Raw genomic sequence first — 15,920 nt, 5'->3', positions numbered from 1 at the left:
CTAGAGCCCGAGCGCGTCGTAGGTGCGGCGGACGAACTTCGGTTGCGCCGTGCGGAGTTTCGCGAGCGACGTGTTGCCCGCGACGGCCGTGGCCGCGTCCACGGTGAGGTCGGGCAGGTTCTGGATCAGGTAGAGCAGGATCAGGCCGTCGGCGGACGGGTCGGCCTGCCACCAGGTGCCGTAGGCGCCGGGCCAGCTGAACGTGCCCGGCCCGCCGGGCCCGAACAGCGGGGCGGCCTTGGCCGGATCGGTCACCACCGACAGGTTCAGCCCGAAGCCGCGGCCCACCCAGTACGGGGCGCCCAGGAAGTTGTGGCGCTTCTGCTCGGCGGTGAGCCGGTCGGTGCGCATGAGGCGCGCCGACTCAGCGGACAGCACCCGCACCCCGTCGATCGCCCCGTCGCCGAGCAGCATCCGCACGAACCGCAGGTAGTCGTCGGCGGTCGACCACAACCCGCCGCCGGCGTTGCAGAACGACGGCGGGGTGATGTGCGGCGGGCCCATCACGCCGTGCTGCAGCCGGTGTTCCTCGGTGAGGCGGTACATGGTCGCCGCGCGGCGGCGCGCCTCGGCCGAGACGAAGAATCCGGTGTCGGGCATGCCCGCGGGACCGAGCACCCGTTCGTCGAGGACCTCGTGGAACGGCTTGCCGTCGATGCGGGAAGCGATGACGCCCAACAGGTCTATGGCGTGGCTGTAGGTGACCCGGTCGCCCGGCTGGTGCACCAGCGGCAGCTTCCCCAGCTCGCTCAGCCAGGCGTCGGGACCTTGGTTGAACGGCAGCCGCATGTAGGCCTTCGAGATCGGCCCGGACACCGAGAACGCGTAGGCCAGCCCGCTGGTGTGGGTGAGCAGGTCCTCGATCAGGATGGCGCGGCGCAGCGGATGGGTGCGGTCCAGCGGGCCGTGCGGGTCGTCGAGCACCCGCACGTCGGCCAGCTCCGGCGCCCAGCGCACCACCGGGTCCTTCAGCCCCAGCTTGCCCTCGTCGACCTGGCTCATCACCGCCGCGACCGTGACCGGCTTGGTCATCGACGCGATGCGAAACAGCGTGTCCCGTTGCATCGGCAGCCCCGCGTCGATGTCGCGGTAGCCGATCTCGTTGACCTGCAGCAGTTCTCCGCGCTGCCACACCATCGTAACGGCGCCGGCCAGCAGGCCGGCGTCGCACACTTCGCGGATCGATGCCTGATTGCCGTCCAGATTCACGCCGTTCAGGGTAGTGGGAGCCGCCGCGCGGCCGACCGGGACCAACCTAGGCGGCGTGCAAGTCGGCGAGTGTGATCGCGATCCGCATCTCCACCTCACTGACGTCCACCGGGAGGCGCCCGGGTGGCGGCGGCGCGCCGGATCGGTAGCGCGCGCCTGTCGGAGTCCTGAATTCAGCTGTGTGACAACCACTTTCGTCCACCGCGGTGGTGACCCGCCAGCCGGACGCTTCCTTGACGTAGTTACAGCGCTCGCACGATCCGAGCCCGTTCGCCGCGGTGGTCGGCCCACCGCGATGGCTGGGCTCGGCGTGGTCGCGGTGGCGGACCGGGGCGTCGCAGTACGGGGTGCGACAGCGCTCGTCGCGCAGGCCGATGAACGTCGCCAACCCCTTCGGGAAGCAGCGCGCCCGCGACTCCATCGTCAGCAATGCCCCCGAACGGGGATGCCGGTAGAGGCGGCGCAGCGTGGCCCGGGACCGCTCATCGGCGACGGCGTCGCTCACCAGGTTGCGCGCCACGCCCGCCGGAATCGGGCCGTAGCCGTCGACCGCCGCGGCGCTGTCGTCGTCACCCAGCAGCGTCTCGTCGGAGAGGACCAGGTTGACCGCGATCGACTGGGCCACTTCGGCCGCCTGCCCGGTGACGCGCTCGACAAGCGTGTCGGCCATCACCTGGCCGCGGGAGCGGTCGTCGAACGTGGAGTCGGCCGCACGCTTGAGCGCCGCATACACCGCCACGCCCCTGGCCACCGGAAGCAGCGCCGTCACCCACGTCATGGTGTCCGGGGCCGGCCGGATCGTCACCGTGCGTTCGGATTCGGCCCTGGCCGCGCGATCGACCACCGCCTGCGCGTTGAGTCGGTAGGCGATCGCCCGGGCCGCCGCCGCGACGCGCGCATCGCCCATCCCGTCCAGCTTCGCCTGATCCGCGCACATCTCGGCGTCCAGCGCGCGGCGGTCGTCGACGTCGAGGCACGCCGACTCCCGCACGATCAGGGTGGCCCGCCATTCCGACAGCCGCCCCGCTTCCAGCGCGGCGAGGGTGTGGGGCATCTCGTGCACCAGCGCCTTGGCGAAACCGAGGTGCCGTCCGCCCCGCGCCGGCGCATCCCGTCGCGCCAGGGCGATCTCGCTGGCCACCCCGCGGCCGCGCTGGGCGGCCGGGACTCCGGCGTCGGCCTCGTTGGAGCGGCGCAGCGCATCGAAGGCCGCGGCCGCGTGCGCCTGGCCCGCTGCGGCCGCGGACTTGACCGCCTCCAACTCGGCGATCCGCGCTATCAACGCGGCCTCGTCGGCGTGCGGATCCACCGCGGTGAGCTCCCGGGTTTCGAACATATGTTCGATACTACCACAGCGTGCCCGCAGCGAGCAACACTGCGCGGGGGCACACCCTCGACATGGGTGCGGCAACCGCCGGCGCCCCTGACCTCCCGCTAGCGCCGCTTCGCGCGGACGTACCAGAAGGCCATTTCGAGCTCATCCCCGTCCACCTCGCGGCGCACGGTCGCCGGTTCCAGCGACTGGATCTCCCAGCCGGCGCCGTCGAGGACGTCGCGCAGCGTCCGCTCGGACACCGCGGGCCGCGGCCACTCCCCGGCGTCGAGGTTGGCGTCGGAGAAGCAGCTGATGAGCAGGGTGGCGCCCGCTCTGGTCGCCCGGTGCGCGGCGGTGGCGTAGCGGCGCTTGCCATCGTCGTCGAGGCAGTGGAACATGCCGCTGTCCACGACGGTGTCGAACGCGTCGGTGTAGCCCTCGAGCGTGGTGGAGTCGGCCGCCGCGAACCTCACGTCGACCCCGGCGTCATGGGCCCGCCGCTCGGCGGTGATCAGCGCGGTCGGGGAGATGTCCACCCCCGTGACGTGGTGGCCGCTGCGCGCCAGATAGATGGCGTTGTCGCCGAGCCCGCACCCGACGTCGAGCACGTCGCCGTGGACCCAGCCGCGTTCCTGCCAGCTGACGACGCTCTCCTTCGGCGCCTTGGTGTCCCACGGCGGGGTGGCCATCGGCGGGATGCCTTCGCCGGGACTTTCGCCTCGGTACAGCGCGTCGAAGTCCATGTGCTGCAACCCGGAGGGGAAGCCGGAGCGGTCGGAGGCCGTCATTTTCGCCAGCGTAGCCCCGTCAAGCGGCCGATTCGACGCGCCGGGCACACGGTGCCCGCTCGCCGGGAGGCGCGTGGGGCGGGTGTGACGCGCCCGCCGATCGGGGGCCGCTGCGCCACACGCCTCCCGCCGGCGCGCTCGAAAGAAGTGCTACGCTGCCGTGCAGTCGACATCCTTTAACGATCCGTCCAGAGAGGCGGAGAAGGAGGTCAAGTTTCGTATGGGTGCCGCGGGCGCCGCTTCGGGCGGCGAATCGAGAGAATTGATGTCGGCGGCCGACGTGGGCCGCACCGTTGCCCGCATCGCGCACCAGATCATCGAAAAGACCGCGCTGGATGGTCCCGACGGGGCCCGCGTGGTGCTGCTGGGCATCCCCACCCGCGGCGTGACCCTGGCCGAGCGCCTGGCCGCCAACATCGGCGAATTCAGCGGCGTGCGGGTCGGCCACGGCGCCTTGGACATCACGCTCTACCGCGACGACCTGATGCAGAAGCCGCCGCGGCCCCTCGAGGCCACCTCGATCCCGGCCGGCGGCATCGACGACGCGCTGGTGATCCTCGTCGACGACGTCCTGTACTCCGGCCGGTCGGTGCGCTCGGCGCTGGACGCGCTGCGCGACGTCGGCCGGCCGCGGGCGGTGCAGCTGGCGGTGCTCGTCGACCGCGGCCACCGCGAACTGCCCCTGCGCGCGGACTACGTCGGCAAGAACGTGCCGACCTCGCGCACCGAGAGCGTGCGCGTTCTGCTCAGCGAGCACGACGGCCGGGATGCGGTGGTGATCGCGCGATGACGCGGCACCTGCTGGCCGCCGGCGACCTGAGCCGCGACGACGCCACCGCGATCCTCGACGACGCCGACCGGTTCGCGCAGGCCCTGGTGGGCCGCGAGATCAAGAAGCTGCCGACGCTGCGCGGCCGCACCGTCGTCACGATGTTCTACGAGAACTCGACCCGCACCCGGGTGTCCTTCGAGGTGGCCGGCAAGTGGATGAGCGCCGACGTGATCAACGTCAGCGCGGCCGGTTCGTCGGTGGGCAAGGGGGAGTCGCTGCGCGACACCGCGCTGACGCTGCGGGCCGCGGGCGCCGACGCGCTGGTCATCCGGCATCCGGCGTCCGGGGCCGCGCAGCTGCTCGCGGACTGGACATGCGCTTCTTCTGGGGGCGAAGGCCCGTCGGTGATCAACGCCGGCGACGGCACGCACGAGCACCCCACCCAGGCGCTGCTGGACGCGCTGACCATCCGCCAGCGGCTCGGGGGCATCGAGGGCCGCCGCGTCGTGATCGTCGGCGACATCCTGCACAGCCGGGTCGCCCGCTCCAACGTGATGCTGCTGGCCACCCTGGGCGCCGAGGTGGTGCTGGTCGCGCCGCCGACGCTGTTGCCGGTCGGGGTGGGCGACTGGCCGGCCACCGTGTCCTACGACTTCGACGCGGAGTTGCCCGCCGCCGACGCGGTGCTGATGCTGCGGGTGCAGGCCGAGCGGATGAACGGGGGCTTCTTCCCGTCGGTGCGCGAATACTCGGTCCGGTACGGGCTTTCCGAGCGGCGCCAGGCGATGCTGCCCGGCAACGCCGTGGTGCTGCACCCCGGGCCGATGGTGCGCGGCATGGAGATCTCGTCGACGGTGGCGGACTCGTCGCAATCGGCCGTGCTGCAACAGGTTTCGAACGGGGTACACGTTCGGATGGCGGTGCTGTTCCACGTGCTCGTGGGGGCCGAGGCCGGAAGCGAGGGTGCGGCATGAGTGTACTGCTGCGCGGGGTTCGGTTGTACGGCGAGGGCGACGGCGTCGACGTGCTGGTCGAGGACGGCCAGATCGCCGACATCGGTGCCGGGCTGCCGATCCCGGACCTCGCCGACGTCATCGACGCCACCGGCCAGGTGCTGCTGCCCGGGTTCGTCGACCTGCACACCCATCTGCGCGAGCCGGGCCGCGAGTACGCCGAGGACATCGAAACGGGGTCGGCGGCAGCGGCTTTGGGGGGCTACACGGCGGTGTTCGCGATGGCGAACACCACGCCGGTCGCCGACAGCCCGGTGGTCACCGACCACGTCTGGCACCGCGGCCAGCAGGTCGGGCTGGTCGACGTGCACCCCGTCGGTGCCGTCACCGTCGGGCTGGCCGGGGCCGAGCTCACCGAGATGGGCATGATGGCCGCCGGCGCCGCGCAGGTGCGGATGTTCTCCGACGACGGCGTGTGCGTGCACGACCCGCTGATCATGCGCCGCGCCCTCGAGTACGCGACCGGCCTGGGGGTGCTGATCGCCCAGCACGCCGAGGAGCCCAGGCTGACCGTCGGCGCCGTCGCCCACGAGGGCCCCACGGCCGCGCGGCTGGGACTCGCGGGCTGGCCGCGGGCCGCCGAGGAGTCGATCGTGGCGCGCGACGCGCTGCTGGCCCGCGACGCCGGCGCCCGCGTGCACATCTGCCACGCGTCCACCGCGGGCACGGTCGAGATCCTGAAATGGGCCAAAAGCCAAGGCATTTCGATTACCGCCGAGGTCACCCCGCACCACCTGTTACTCGACGACGGCCGGCTGGCCGGCTATGAGGGCGTGAACCGGGTCAACCCGCCCCTGCGCGAGGCCACCGACGCGATCGCGCTGCGTCAGGCGCTGGCCGACGGGGTAATCGACTGTGTGGCCACCGACCATGCCCCCCACGCCGAACACGAGAAATGCGTCGAGTTCGCGGCGGCGCGCCCCGGCATGCTCGGGTTGCAGACGGCGCTGTCGGTGGTGGTGCAGGCGATGGTGGCGCCCGGGCTGCTGACGTGGCGCGACGTCGCCCGGGTGATGAGCGAGAACCCGGCCCGCATCGTCGGGCTGCCCGATCACGGCCGCCCGCTGGAGGTGGGGGAACCGGCCAACCTCACCGTCGTGGACCCGGACGCCACGTGGACGGTCGCCGGGCCGGACCTGGCCAGCCGGTCGGCCAACACGCCGTATGAGTCGATGACGTTGCCCGCCACCGTGACCGCGACCCTGCTGCGCGGCAAGATCACCGCTCGCGATGGAAAGAGCCCGGCATGAATTCAGGGACGCTGGCGGGGTCGCTGATCTTCGCGGCCGTGCTGGTGGTAGCGATCACGGTGCTCATCCAGCTGATGATGCGGGGCTGGCACCGCCGCTCGCAGCGCCAGGCGGAGATGTTGGGTGACCTGCCCGAGATGCCCGACCAGGTGGGCGCGGCGAGCCTCACCACCCGCGGCCACTACTGCGGCTGCACCGTGTCGCCGACCTGGAACGACCGGGTCACGGTCGGGGATCTGGGGTTCCGCAGCAAGGCGGTGCTCACCCGCTACCCCGAGGGGATCCTGCTGGAACGCATTCGCGCCACCCCGATTTGGATCCCGCGGGAGTCGATCACGGCCATCCGCATGGTGCGCGGCATCGCGGGCAAGGTGGTGGCCCGCATCGGGATCCTGGGCATCCGGTGGCGGCTGCCGTCCGGCGCCGAGATCGACACCGGGTTTCGGGCAGATCACCGCGACGAATACGACGCCTGGTTGAAGGGGGCTGAGTGAGTAGAGCGTTACTGGTCCTCGAGGACGGCCGCGTCTTCACCGGCAAGCCGTTCGGCAAGGTTGGCCAAACCCTCGGGGAGGCCGTCTTTTCCACCGGCATGTCCGGCTATCAGGAGACGCTGACCGATCCCAGTTACCACCGGCAGATCGTGGTGGCCACGGCGCCGCAGATCGGCAACACCGGCTGGAACGGCGAGGACGCCGAAAGCCGCGGCGACAAGATCTGGGTCGCCGGATACGCGGTCCGCGACCCGTCGCCGCGCGCGTCGAACTGGCGCGCCACCGGCACGCTCGAGGACGAGCTGATCCGGCAGGGCATCGTGGGGATCGCCGGAATCGACACCCGAGCGGTGGTGCGGCACCTGCGCAGCCGGGGATCGATGAAGGCCGGGGTCTTCTCGGGTGACGCGCTGGCCGAACCCGGCGAATTACTCGAACGGGTGCGCGGCCAGCGGTCGATGCTGGGCGCCGATCTCGCCGGCGAGGTCAGCACCGACGACGGCTATGTCGTGGACCCCGAAGGGCCGCAACGCTTTACGGTGGTCGCACTCGACCTGGGCATCAAGACCAACACCCCGCGCAATTTCGCGAGGCGCGGCGTCCGCAGCCACGTGCTGCCGGCGTCGGCGACCTTCGAACAGATCGCCGACCTCAAACCCGACGGGGTGTTTTTGTCCAACGGCCCCGGCGACCCCGCCACCGCCGACCACGTCGTCGCGGTCACCCGCGAGGTGCTGGACGCCGGAATCCCGTTGTTCGGCATCTGCTTCGGCAATCAGATCCTCGGGCGCGCGCTGGGCCTGGGCACCTACAAGATGGTCTTCGGCCACCGCGGCATCAACATCCCGGTCATCGACCACGCGACGCGGCGGGTCGCGGTGACCGCGCAAAACCACGGCTTCGCGCTGGAGGGGGAGGCGGGCCAGTCCTTCGACACGCCGTTCGGGCCGGCGATCGTCAGCCACACCTGCGCCAACGACGGGGTGGTCGAGGGCGTCAAACTCAAGGACGGGCGGGCGTTTTCGGTGCAGTATCACCCGGAGGCCGCCGCCGGCCCGCACGACGCGAACTACCTGTTCGACCAATTCGTCGACCTGATGGAAGGAAGCCGTTAGTGCCGCGGCGCACAGACCTCAACCACGTGCTGGTGATCGGCTCGGGGCCGATCGTGATCGGCCAGGCGTGCGAGTTCGACTACTCGGGCACCCAGGCCTGCCGGGTGCTGCGCGCCGAGGGCCTGCAGGTGAGCCTGGTCAATTCCAACCCGGCGACCATCATGACCGACCCCGAGTACGCCGACCACACCTACGTCGAGCCCATCACCCCGGCGTTCGTGGAGCGGGTGATCGCCCAGCAGGCCGAGCGCGGCAACAAGATCGACGCCCTGCTGGCCACGCTGGGCGGCCAGACGGCGCTGAACACCGCCGTGGCGCTGTACGAGAGCGGGGCCCTGGAACGCTACGGCGTCGAGCTCATCGGCGCCGACTTCGACGCCATCCAGCGCGGCGAGGACCGGCAGCGGTTCAAGGACATCGTCGCCAAGGTCGGCGGCGAATCCGCCCGCAGCCGCGTGTGTTTCACCATGGACGAGGTCCGCGAGACAGTGGCCGAGCTAGGCCTGCCGGTGGTGGTGCGGCCCAGCTTCACCATGGGCGGGCTGGGTTCGGGGATGGCCGACTCCGCCGAGGCCGTCGAGCGGATGGCCGGCGCCGGGCTGGCCGCCTCGCCCAGCGCCAACGTCCTCATCGAGGAATCGATCTACGGCTGGAAGGAATTCGAGCTCGAGCTGATGCGCGACGGCCACGACAACGTGGTCGTGGTGTGCTCCATCGAGAACGTCGACCCCATGGGCGTGCACACCGGCGACTCGGTCACCGTCGCGCCGGCCATGACGCTCACCGACCGGGAATACCAGCGGATGCGCGATTTGGGCATCGCGATCCTGCGCGAGGTCGGCGTCGACACCGGCGGCTGCAACATCCAGTTCGCGGTCGACCCCCGTGACGGCCGGCTCATCGTCGTGGAGATGAACCCCCGGGTGTCCCGGTCGAGCGCGCTGGCGTCCAAGGCCACCGGATTCCCGATCGCCAAGATCGCCGCCAAGCTTGCCATCGGTTACACCCTCGACGAGATCGTCAACGACATCACCAAGGAAACGCCGGCCTGCTTCGAGCCCACGCTGGACTACGTCGTGGTCAAGGCGCCGCGGTTCGGGTTCGAGAAGTTCCCCGGCGCCGACCCCACCCTGACCACCACCATGAAGTCGGTCGGCGAGGCGATGTCGTTGGGCCGCAACTTCATCGAGGCGCTCGGGAAGGTGATGCGGTCGCTGGAGACCGGCCGCGCCGGCTTCTGGACCGCCGAAGATCCCGACGGTGGCCTCGAGGAGGCGCTGGCGCGGCTGCGGACCCCGACCGAGGGCCGCCTCTACGACATCGAGCTGGCGCTGCGGCTGGGTGCCTCGGTGGAAGAGGTGGCTCGGGCGTCCGGCGTCGACCCGTGGTTCGTCGCCCAGATCGACGAGCTGGTCGGGCTGCGCGCGGAGCTGGTCACCGCCCCGGTGCTGGACGCCGACCTGCTGCGGCAGGCCAAACACAGCGGGCTCTCCGACCGCCAGATCGCCGCGCTGCGCCCGGAATTGGCTGGGGAGGAAGGGGTTTGGTCGCTGCGCGAGCGCCTGCGCATCCACCCGGTCTACAAGACGGTGGACACCTGCGCGGCGGAGTTCGAGGCCAAGACGCCCTACCACTACAGCAGCTACGAGGTCGACCCCGCCGCCGAGACCGAGGTGGCCCCGCAGACCGAGAAACCCAAGGTCTTGATCCTCGGCTCGGGCCCCAACCGGATCGGTCAGGGCATCGAGTTCGACTACAGCTGCGTGCACGCGGCAACCACGTTGAGCCAGGCCGGTTTCGAGACCGTCATGGTCAACTGCAATCCGGAGACGGTGTCCACCGACTACGACACCGCCGACCGGCTCTACTTCGAGCCGCTCACGTTCGAGGACGTCCTGGAGGTGTTCCACGCCGAAACGGAGTCGGGCAGCGGCGGTCCGGGCGTGGTGGGCGTCATCGTGCAGCTGGGCGGCCAGACCCCGCTCGGGCTGGCGCAGCGGCTGTTCGACGCCGGGGTCCCGATCGTGGGCACCCCGCCGGAGGCCATCGACCTGGCCGAGGACCGCGGGGCCTTCGGCGACGTGCTGACCACCGCGGGGCTGCCCGCCCCGAAGTACGGCACTGCAACGACTTTCGACCAGGCCCGGCGCATCGCCGAGGACATCGGCTACCCGGTGCTGGTGCGGCCGTCGTACGTGCTGGGCGGGCGCGGCATGGAGATCGTCTACGACGAGGAGACGCTGAGGGGCTACATCACCCGCGCCACCGCGCTCTCACCCGAGCACCCCGTGCTCGTCGACCGCTTCCTCGAGGACGCGGTGGAGATCGACGTCGACGCGCTGTGCGACGGCGCCGAGGTCTACATCGGCGGCATCATGGAGCACATCGAGGAGGCCGGCATCCACTCCGGCGACTCCGCGTGCGCCCTGCCCCCGGTCACGCTGGGCCGCAGCGACATCGAGAAGGTGCGCCGGGCGACCGAGGCCATCGCGCACGGCATCGGCGTGGTCGGGCTGCTCAACGTGCAGTACGCGCTGAAGGACGACGTGCTCTACGTCCTGGAGGCCAACCCGAGGGCGAGCCGTACCGTTCCCTTCGTATCCAAGGCCACCGCGATCCCGCTCGCGAAGGCGTGCGCCCGAATCATGCTGGGCGCCACCATCGCGACGCTTCGCGACGAGGGGATGCTGGCGGCCGGCGGGGACGGCGCCCACGCGCCGCCGCACGCGCCGATCGCGGTCAAGGAGGCGGTGCTGCCGTTCCACCGGTTCCGCCGTGCCGACGGCTCGGGCGTCGACTCGCTGCTGGGCCCGGAGATGAAATCCACCGGCGAGGTGATGGGCATCGACCGCGACTTCGGCAGCGCCTTCGCCAAGAGCCAGACCGCCGCCTACGGATCGCTGCCGGCCCGGGGGACGGTCTTCGTGTCGGTGGCCAACCGTGACAAGCGGTCGCTGGTGTTTCCGGTCAAGCGCCTGGCCGACTTGGGGTTCCGGGTCCTCGCCACCGAGGGGACCGCGGAGATGTTGCGGCGCAACGGTATTCCCTGCGAAGAGGTGCGCAAGCATTTCGAGTCGCCGCAGCCGGGCCGCCCGGAGATGTCGGCGGTCGACGCCATCAGGGCCGGCGAGGTCGACATGGTGATCAACACGCCCTACGGCAACTCGGGCCCGCGCATCGACGGCTACGAGATCCGCTCGGTCGCGGTGTCGGTCAACATCCCGTGCGTCACCACCGTGCAGGGCGCGTCCGCCGCCGTGCAGGGCATCGAGGCCGGGATCCGCGGTGACATCGGCGTGCGGTCGCTGCAGGAGCTGCACAGCGCGATCGGAAACGGGGGCGGTCCGCGGTGACGGGGTCGCAGTCTTTTGGAGCCCGACTGGCTCAGGCGAAGCTGGCCCGGGGGCCGCTGTGCCTCGGCATCGACCCGCACCCGGAGCTGCTGCGCGCCTGGGACCTGCCCGCCACCGCCGACGGGCTGGCCGCGTTCTGCGACACCTGCATCGAGGCCTTCGCCGGCTTCGCCGTCGTCAAGCCGCAGGTGGCGTTCTTCGAGGCCTACGGCGCCGCCGGATTCGCGGTGCTGGAACGCACCATCGCCGCGCTGCGGTCGGCCGGGGTGCTGGTGCTGGCCGACGCCAAGCGGGGGGACATCGGGTCGACGATGGCGGCCTACGCGGCGGCCTGGGCGGGCGATTCGCCGCTGGCCGCCGACGCGGTGACGGCCTCGCCGTATCTGGGGTTCGGTTCACTGCGGCCGCTGCTGGAGGCCGCCGCGGCCAACGACCGGGGCGTCTTCGTGCTGGCGGCGACCTCCAACCCGGAGGGCGGCACCGTGCAGCGCGCGACCTTCGACGGCCGGGCGGTGTCGCAGCTGATCGTCGACCAGGCGGCGGTGGTCAACCGGTCGGCGACCCCCTCCGAGCCCGGCTACGTCGGTGTGGTGGTCGGCGCGACGGTGTTCGAGGCGCCCGACGTGAGCGGGTTGGGCGGGCCGGTGCTGGTGCCCGGTGTCGGGGTGCAGGGCGGCCGGCCGGAGGCCCTAGGCGGGCTGGGCGGGGCCGCACCCGACCAGCTGTTGCCCGCGGTGGCGCGTGAGGTGCTGCGGGCCGGGCCGGACGTGGCGGACCTGCGCGCGGCCGGCGAACGGATGCTGGACGCCGTCGCGTACCTGTCGGCCCCGTAGGGGCGCCGGCGGCGCGGCGCACCGGGTGTGAACCCTGGGCTTTGAGGGTGAATCCTGGGCGGGATTTTCGCCGATTTTCCGCCCTGCGCGCACACCGAAGGCCGCAAACCCCGGCCGCAGACCCCTCAGTCCGACGAAACGGCCGTGCCGGGCCTGGCGGTCTCGACGATGACGGTGGTGGCCTTCACGACGGCCACGGCGACGCTGCCGGGCTGCAGGTTGAGCTCCGCCGCGGCCTCGGTGCTCATCAGCGAGACCACGGTGTGCGGACCGCACTGCATCTCGACCTGGGTCATCACCTTGTCGCTGACCACCTTGGTGACCAGGCCGACGAACCGGTTGCGCGCCGAGCTGCCGATGCTGAGCGGATCGGGCGGCGGGGCGGGCGCGTTGGTTCGGGAAAACTCCGCCAGGTCTTCACTGGCGATGACTTTGCGACCGGCCGCGTCGTTGCTGACCGACAACGTGCCCTGGTTGATCCATCGCCGGACGGTGTCGTCGCTGACCCCCAGCAGCTCCGCCGCCTGACGGATGCGCAGGTTCGGCACGGCTCGATGGTAACGGAAGCCGCGCCGACCTGGCGGTTGATCCCCGAACGCGACACGCGCGACGCGGAACGAAAAAATCCGTGGTCCCCGGCGCCCCGCCCCGGGCCGGCCACACACCGCCCCCGCGCGCCGCCCGGCGGGGTGCGACGGCGCGTTCCGCCCCCGCCCAAGAAGATAAACCCGCAGGTAGAGGGCGAATCCGGCGGCGCAACGAGCGGCGCGCCGTCGGCGAGACGGAGCCCGAGCGACCGCGTTTCGCCGCCGCCCCGCGGGCCGCGCTCGGGGCGCGCCCGGCGGGTCCACGCTGGACATTTGCGGAATTAACCAGGGGGCCGGGTTAGATTTCGTCTGGAAGCGTGAGTACGGTCATCTCCGCTGGCTGAAGTACCGGCAGAGACACAAGGAGATCGACTTCGGTCGATTGACAGATACGGAGGAATCGTGGCCCTTCCCCAGTTGACCGACGAGCAGCGGGCGGCCGCTTTGGAGAAGGCGGCTGCCGCACGTCGTGCGAGAGCAGAGCTCAAAGACCGCCTCAAGCGTGGCGGCACCAACCTGACCCAGGTGCTCAAGGACGCCGAGACCAACGAAGTCCTGGGCAAGATGAAGGTGTCGGCGCTGCTAGAGGCGTTGCCGAAGGTGGGCAAGGTCAAGGCGCAGGAAATCATGACCGAACTGGAAATCGCCCCGACCCGCCGCCTGCGCGGCCTCGGCGACCGGCAGCGCAAGGCCCTGCTGGAAAAGTTCGGCTCCTAACCGAACCGGCGACCATGCAGGCCGAACGGCCTGTGGGCCCGACCCGGGAGTGCCGCTGAGCGCGAGCGGGGGGCCGGACGTCGTGCAGGGGGCACGCCCCGAGCCAACCGGCAACGGGCGTGTGGTCGTGCTGTCCGGTCCCTCCGCGGTCGGCAAGTCGTCGGTGGTGCGGTGCCTGCGCGAGCGGATTCCCCAGCTGCAGTTCAGCGTCTCGGCCACCACCCGCGCGCCGCGCCCGGGCGAGGTCGACGGGGTCGACTACCACTTCGTCAGCCCCGCCCGCTTCCAGCAACTCATCGACGAGGGCGCCCTGCTGGAGTGGGCCGAGATCCACGGCGGGCTGCACCGATCGGGCACGCTGGCCGCGCCGGTGCGGGCGGCGGCCGCGTCCGGGCTGCCGGTCCTCATCGAGGTCGACCTGGCCGGCGCCCGGGCCATCAAGAGGGCGATGCCGGAGGCGCTCACCGTGTTCCTGGCCCCGCCCAGCTGGGAGGACCTGGAAGCGAGGCTGGTCGGCCGTGGCACCGAGACGCCCGACGCGATGCGGCGCCGCCTCGACACCGCACGCATCGAAATGGCGGCCCAGGACGACTTCGACGAGGTGGTGGTCAACAGTCGATTGGAGTCTGCGTGCGCCGAATTGGTATCCTTGCTGGTGGGAACCGCGCCGGGCCCGGCATGAAACAGCAGACAGACCGTTAGACAGACCGCAGCCGAGCGCGACCAGACCGAGATTCACCGACTTCAATCCGCCAGGAGACTGACCTACGTGAGCAATTCCCCGTCCGACGCCTCGCTGACCGCCGTCGACCAGTTCGATCCGTCGGCAGGCGGACAGGGCGCCTACGACACCCCGCTGGGCATCACCAACCCGCCCATCGACGAGCTGCTGGACCGCGTCTCCAGCAAGTACGCGCTGGTGATCTACGCGGCCAAGCGGGCCCGCCAGATCAACGACTACTACAACCAGCTCGGCGAGGGCATCCTCGAGTACGTCGGGCCGCTGGTCGAGCCCGGGCTGCAGGAGAAGCCGTTGTCGATCGCGTTGCGCGAGATCCACGGCGACCTGCTCGAACACACCGAGGGCGAGTAACGGGCCGGCCGGGGCGCGCTGTGGACAACCGCGATCGGGTCGCGAAAAAAGTCATCGTCGGCGTCTCCGGCGGCATCGCCGCCTACAAGGCGTGCACGGTCGTTCGTCAGCTCGCCGAAGCCGGCCACGACGTCCGCGTCATCCCCACCGAATCCGCCCTGCGCTTCGTGGGGGCGGCCACCTTCGAGGCGCTGTCCGGCCAGCCGGTGCGCACCGGCGTCTTCGACGACGTTCCCGAGGTCCCGCACGTCCAGCTCGGCAAGCAGGCAGACCTGGTCGTGGTGGCGCCGGCCACCGCCGACCTGCTGGCCCGCGCGGTGCACGGCCGCGCCGACGACCTGCTGACCGCGACCCTGCTGACCGCGCGATGTCCGGTGTTGTTCGCGCCGGCGATGCACACCGAGATGTGGTTGCACCCGGCCACCGCCGACAACGTCGCCACGCTGCGGCGCCGCGGGGCGGTCGTGCTCGAACCCGCCTACGGCCGGCTCACCGGCACCGACAGCGGCGCGGGCAGGCTGCCCGAGGCCGAGGAGATCACCACCCTGGTTCACCTGCTGCTCGAGCGCCACGACGCGCTGCCCTACGACCTGTCCGGCTGCCGGGTGCTGGTCACCGCCGGCGGCACCCGCGAACCCATCGACCCGGTGCGCTTCATCGGCAACCGTAGCTCGGGCAAGCAGGGCTACGCGGTGGCGCGGGTCGCCGCCCAGCGCGGCGCCGAGGTCACGCTGATCGCCGGGCACACCGCCGGGCTGATCGATCCCGCCGGCGTCAACGTGGTGCACGTCAGCTCGGCCCAACAGCTCGGCGACGCGGTTTCCAAGCACGCCCCCGGGGCCGATGTGCTGGTGATGGCCGCCGCGGTCGCCGACTTCCGGCCCGCCCAGGTCGCCGCCGCCAAGATCAAGAAGGGTCCCGACACTCACGCCGACTTGCCGACGATCCAATTGGCCCGCAACGACGACGTGCTGGCCGGGGCGGTGCGGGCGCGGGCGCACGGGCAGCTGCCCAACATGCGCGCCATCGTGGGCTTCGCCGCCGAGACCGGCGACGCCAACGGCGACGTGCTGTTCCACGCGCGGGCGAAGCTGCAGCGCAAGGGCTGCGACCTGCTGGTGGTCAACGCCGTCGGCGACAACAGGGCGTTCGAGGTGGACAGCAACGATGGCTGGCTGCTGGCGTCCGACGGCACCGAGTCGGCGCTTCCGCACGGTTCCAAGACGCTGATGGCCAGTCGTATCGTGGACGCAATCGTCGCGTTTTTGCACGGCGACGGCAGGTAGCAGGGTTTACTTCGGTGCGGCGCCGGACCGGCGCCGGCCGCCCCCGGGTGGACGGACCGAGGGCCATGCACGAAGATATAATTCGACTACCTAAT

15 protein-coding genes are annotated in these 15,920 nt (G+C 71.1%); 11 read left to right on the top strand and 4 right to left on the bottom strand.

The genetic code is table 11. The features are described from left to right. From BST11_RS16170 to BST11_RS16160, 3 genes are all read right to left on the bottom strand, one after another. A complete protein-coding gene (locus BST11_RS16170; RefSeq protein ID WP_169834922.1) occupies positions 1–1,209 on the bottom strand; it encodes a serine hydrolase domain-containing protein in 1,209 nt (402 codons plus the stop codon). A 46-nt stretch (positions 1,210–1,255) separates the two neighbouring features. Further along, entirely contained in the window at positions 1,256–2,545 is a 1,290-nt protein-coding gene (locus tag BST11_RS16165; RefSeq protein ID WP_083138942.1) for an HNH endonuclease, read from the bottom strand. 98 nt (positions 2,546–2,643) lie between these two features. Further along, positions 2,644–3,276 (bottom strand): class I SAM-dependent methyltransferase, encoded by a 633-nt coding sequence (locus BST11_RS16160; RefSeq protein WP_244897679.1) that lies wholly within the window; start codon positions 3,274–3,276, stop codon positions 2,644–2,646. 256 nt (positions 3,277–3,532) lie between these two features. On the opposite strand from BST11_RS16160, the gene pyrR reads away from it, so the two are divergent. From pyrR to pyrF, 7 genes are read left to right on the top strand one after another with little or no spacing between them, the layout of a single operon-like run. Next, positions 3,533–4,102, top strand: coding sequence for a bifunctional pyr operon transcriptional regulator/uracil phosphoribosyltransferase PyrR (gene pyrR / locus BST11_RS16155; protein ID WP_083138940.1), 570 nt, complete (start codon positions 3,533–3,535; stop codon positions 4,100–4,102). Further along, a complete protein-coding gene (locus BST11_RS16150) occupies positions 4,099–5,058 on the top strand; it encodes an aspartate carbamoyltransferase catalytic subunit (RefSeq protein ID WP_083138939.1) in 960 nt (319 codons plus the stop codon). Before pyrR ends, BST11_RS16150 begins: the two co-directional genes overlap by 4 nt. Further along, entirely contained in the window at positions 5,055–6,347 is a 1,293-nt protein-coding gene (locus BST11_RS16145; protein ID WP_083138938.1) for a dihydroorotase, read from the top strand. Before BST11_RS16150 ends, BST11_RS16145 begins: the two co-directional genes overlap by 4 nt. Then, positions 6,344–6,841 carry a PH-like domain-containing protein gene (locus BST11_RS16140; protein ID WP_083138937.1) on the top strand — a complete coding sequence of 166 codons (498 nt, stop codon included), beginning with the start codon at positions 6,344–6,346 and terminating at the stop codon, positions 6,839–6,841. Before BST11_RS16145 ends, BST11_RS16140 begins: the two co-directional genes overlap by 4 nt. After that, a complete protein-coding gene (gene carA / locus BST11_RS16135; RefSeq protein WP_083138936.1) occupies positions 6,838–7,956 on the top strand; it encodes a glutamine-hydrolyzing carbamoyl-phosphate synthase small subunit in 1,119 nt (372 codons plus the stop codon). The genes BST11_RS16140 and carA overlap by 4 nt, the downstream gene beginning before the upstream one ends. Beyond that, on the top strand, positions 7,956–11,309 hold the full coding sequence (carB, locus tag BST11_RS16130) for a carbamoyl-phosphate synthase large subunit (RefSeq protein WP_083138935.1): 3,354 nt from the start codon (positions 7,956–7,958) through the stop codon (positions 11,307–11,309). The genes carA and carB overlap by 1 nt, the downstream gene beginning before the upstream one ends. After that, positions 11,306–12,142 (top strand): orotidine-5'-phosphate decarboxylase, encoded by an 837-nt coding sequence (pyrF, locus tag BST11_RS16125; RefSeq protein ID WP_083138934.1) that lies wholly within the window; start codon positions 11,306–11,308, stop codon positions 12,140–12,142. The genes carB and pyrF overlap by 4 nt, the downstream gene beginning before the upstream one ends. A gap of 125 nt (positions 12,143–12,267) precedes the next feature. On the opposite strand, the gene BST11_RS16120 is transcribed toward pyrF, so the two are convergent. After that, positions 12,268–12,690, bottom strand: coding sequence for a TOBE domain-containing protein (locus BST11_RS16120; protein ID WP_083138933.1), 423 nt, complete (start codon positions 12,688–12,690; stop codon positions 12,268–12,270). A 441-nt stretch (positions 12,691–13,131) separates the two neighbouring features. On the opposite strand from BST11_RS16120, the gene mihF reads away from it, so the two are divergent. The 4 genes from mihF (at position 13,132) to coaBC (ending at position 15,825) form a co-directional block, all read left to right on the top strand. Continuing rightward, a complete protein-coding gene (gene mihF / locus BST11_RS16115) occupies positions 13,132–13,446 on the top strand; it encodes an integration host factor, actinobacterial type (RefSeq protein WP_046185993.1) in 315 nt (104 codons plus the stop codon). 55 nt (positions 13,447–13,501) lie between these two features. Further along, positions 13,502–14,128 carry a guanylate kinase gene (gene gmk / locus BST11_RS16110; RefSeq protein ID WP_276033857.1) on the top strand — a complete coding sequence of 209 codons (627 nt, stop codon included), beginning with the start codon at positions 13,502–13,504 and terminating at the stop codon, positions 14,126–14,128. An 87-nt stretch (positions 14,129–14,215) separates the two neighbouring features. Further along, positions 14,216–14,539, top strand: coding sequence for a DNA-directed RNA polymerase subunit omega (rpoZ, locus tag BST11_RS16105; protein WP_067319498.1), 324 nt, complete (start codon positions 14,216–14,218; stop codon positions 14,537–14,539). A gap of 20 nt (positions 14,540–14,559) precedes the next feature. Further along, the gene (gene coaBC / locus BST11_RS16100; protein WP_083138931.1) at positions 14,560–15,825 is read left to right on the top strand and encodes a bifunctional phosphopantothenoylcysteine decarboxylase/phosphopantothenate--cysteine ligase CoaBC; all 1,266 of its coding nucleotides are present in this window, start codon (positions 14,560–14,562) and stop codon (positions 15,823–15,825) included. Positions 15,826–15,920 lie beyond the last annotated feature (95 nt).

Source organism: Mycobacterium alsense, assembly GCF_002086635.1.
In the GTDB taxonomy this organism is placed as follows: Bacteria; Actinomycetota; Actinomycetes; order Mycobacteriales; family Mycobacteriaceae; genus Mycobacterium; species Mycobacterium alsense.
Note: the sequence above shows the minus strand (reverse complement) of the source record. Positions and strands in the feature narration are given on the sequence as shown.

Excerpts from the sequence above, each read along its gene's own strand:
- BST11_RS16140 (WP_083138937.1), top strand. The coding sequence starts at position 6,344 with ATGAATTCAGGGACGCTGGCGGGGTCGCTGATCTTCGCGGCCGTGCTG.
- pyrR (WP_083138940.1), top strand. The coding sequence starts at position 3,533 with ATGGGTGCCGCGGGCGCCGCTTCGGGCGGCGAATCGAGAGAATTGATG.
- BST11_RS16145 (WP_083138938.1), top strand. The coding sequence starts at position 5,055 with ATGAGTGTACTGCTGCGCGGGGTTCGGTTGTACGGCGAGGGCGACGGC.
- BST11_RS16150 (WP_083138939.1), top strand. The coding sequence starts at position 4,099 with ATGACGCGGCACCTGCTGGCCGCCGGCGACCTGAGCCGCGACGACGCC.
- BST11_RS16165 (WP_083138942.1), bottom strand. The coding sequence starts at position 2,545 with ATGTTCGAAACCCGGGAGCTCACCGCGGTGGATCCGCACGCCGACGAG.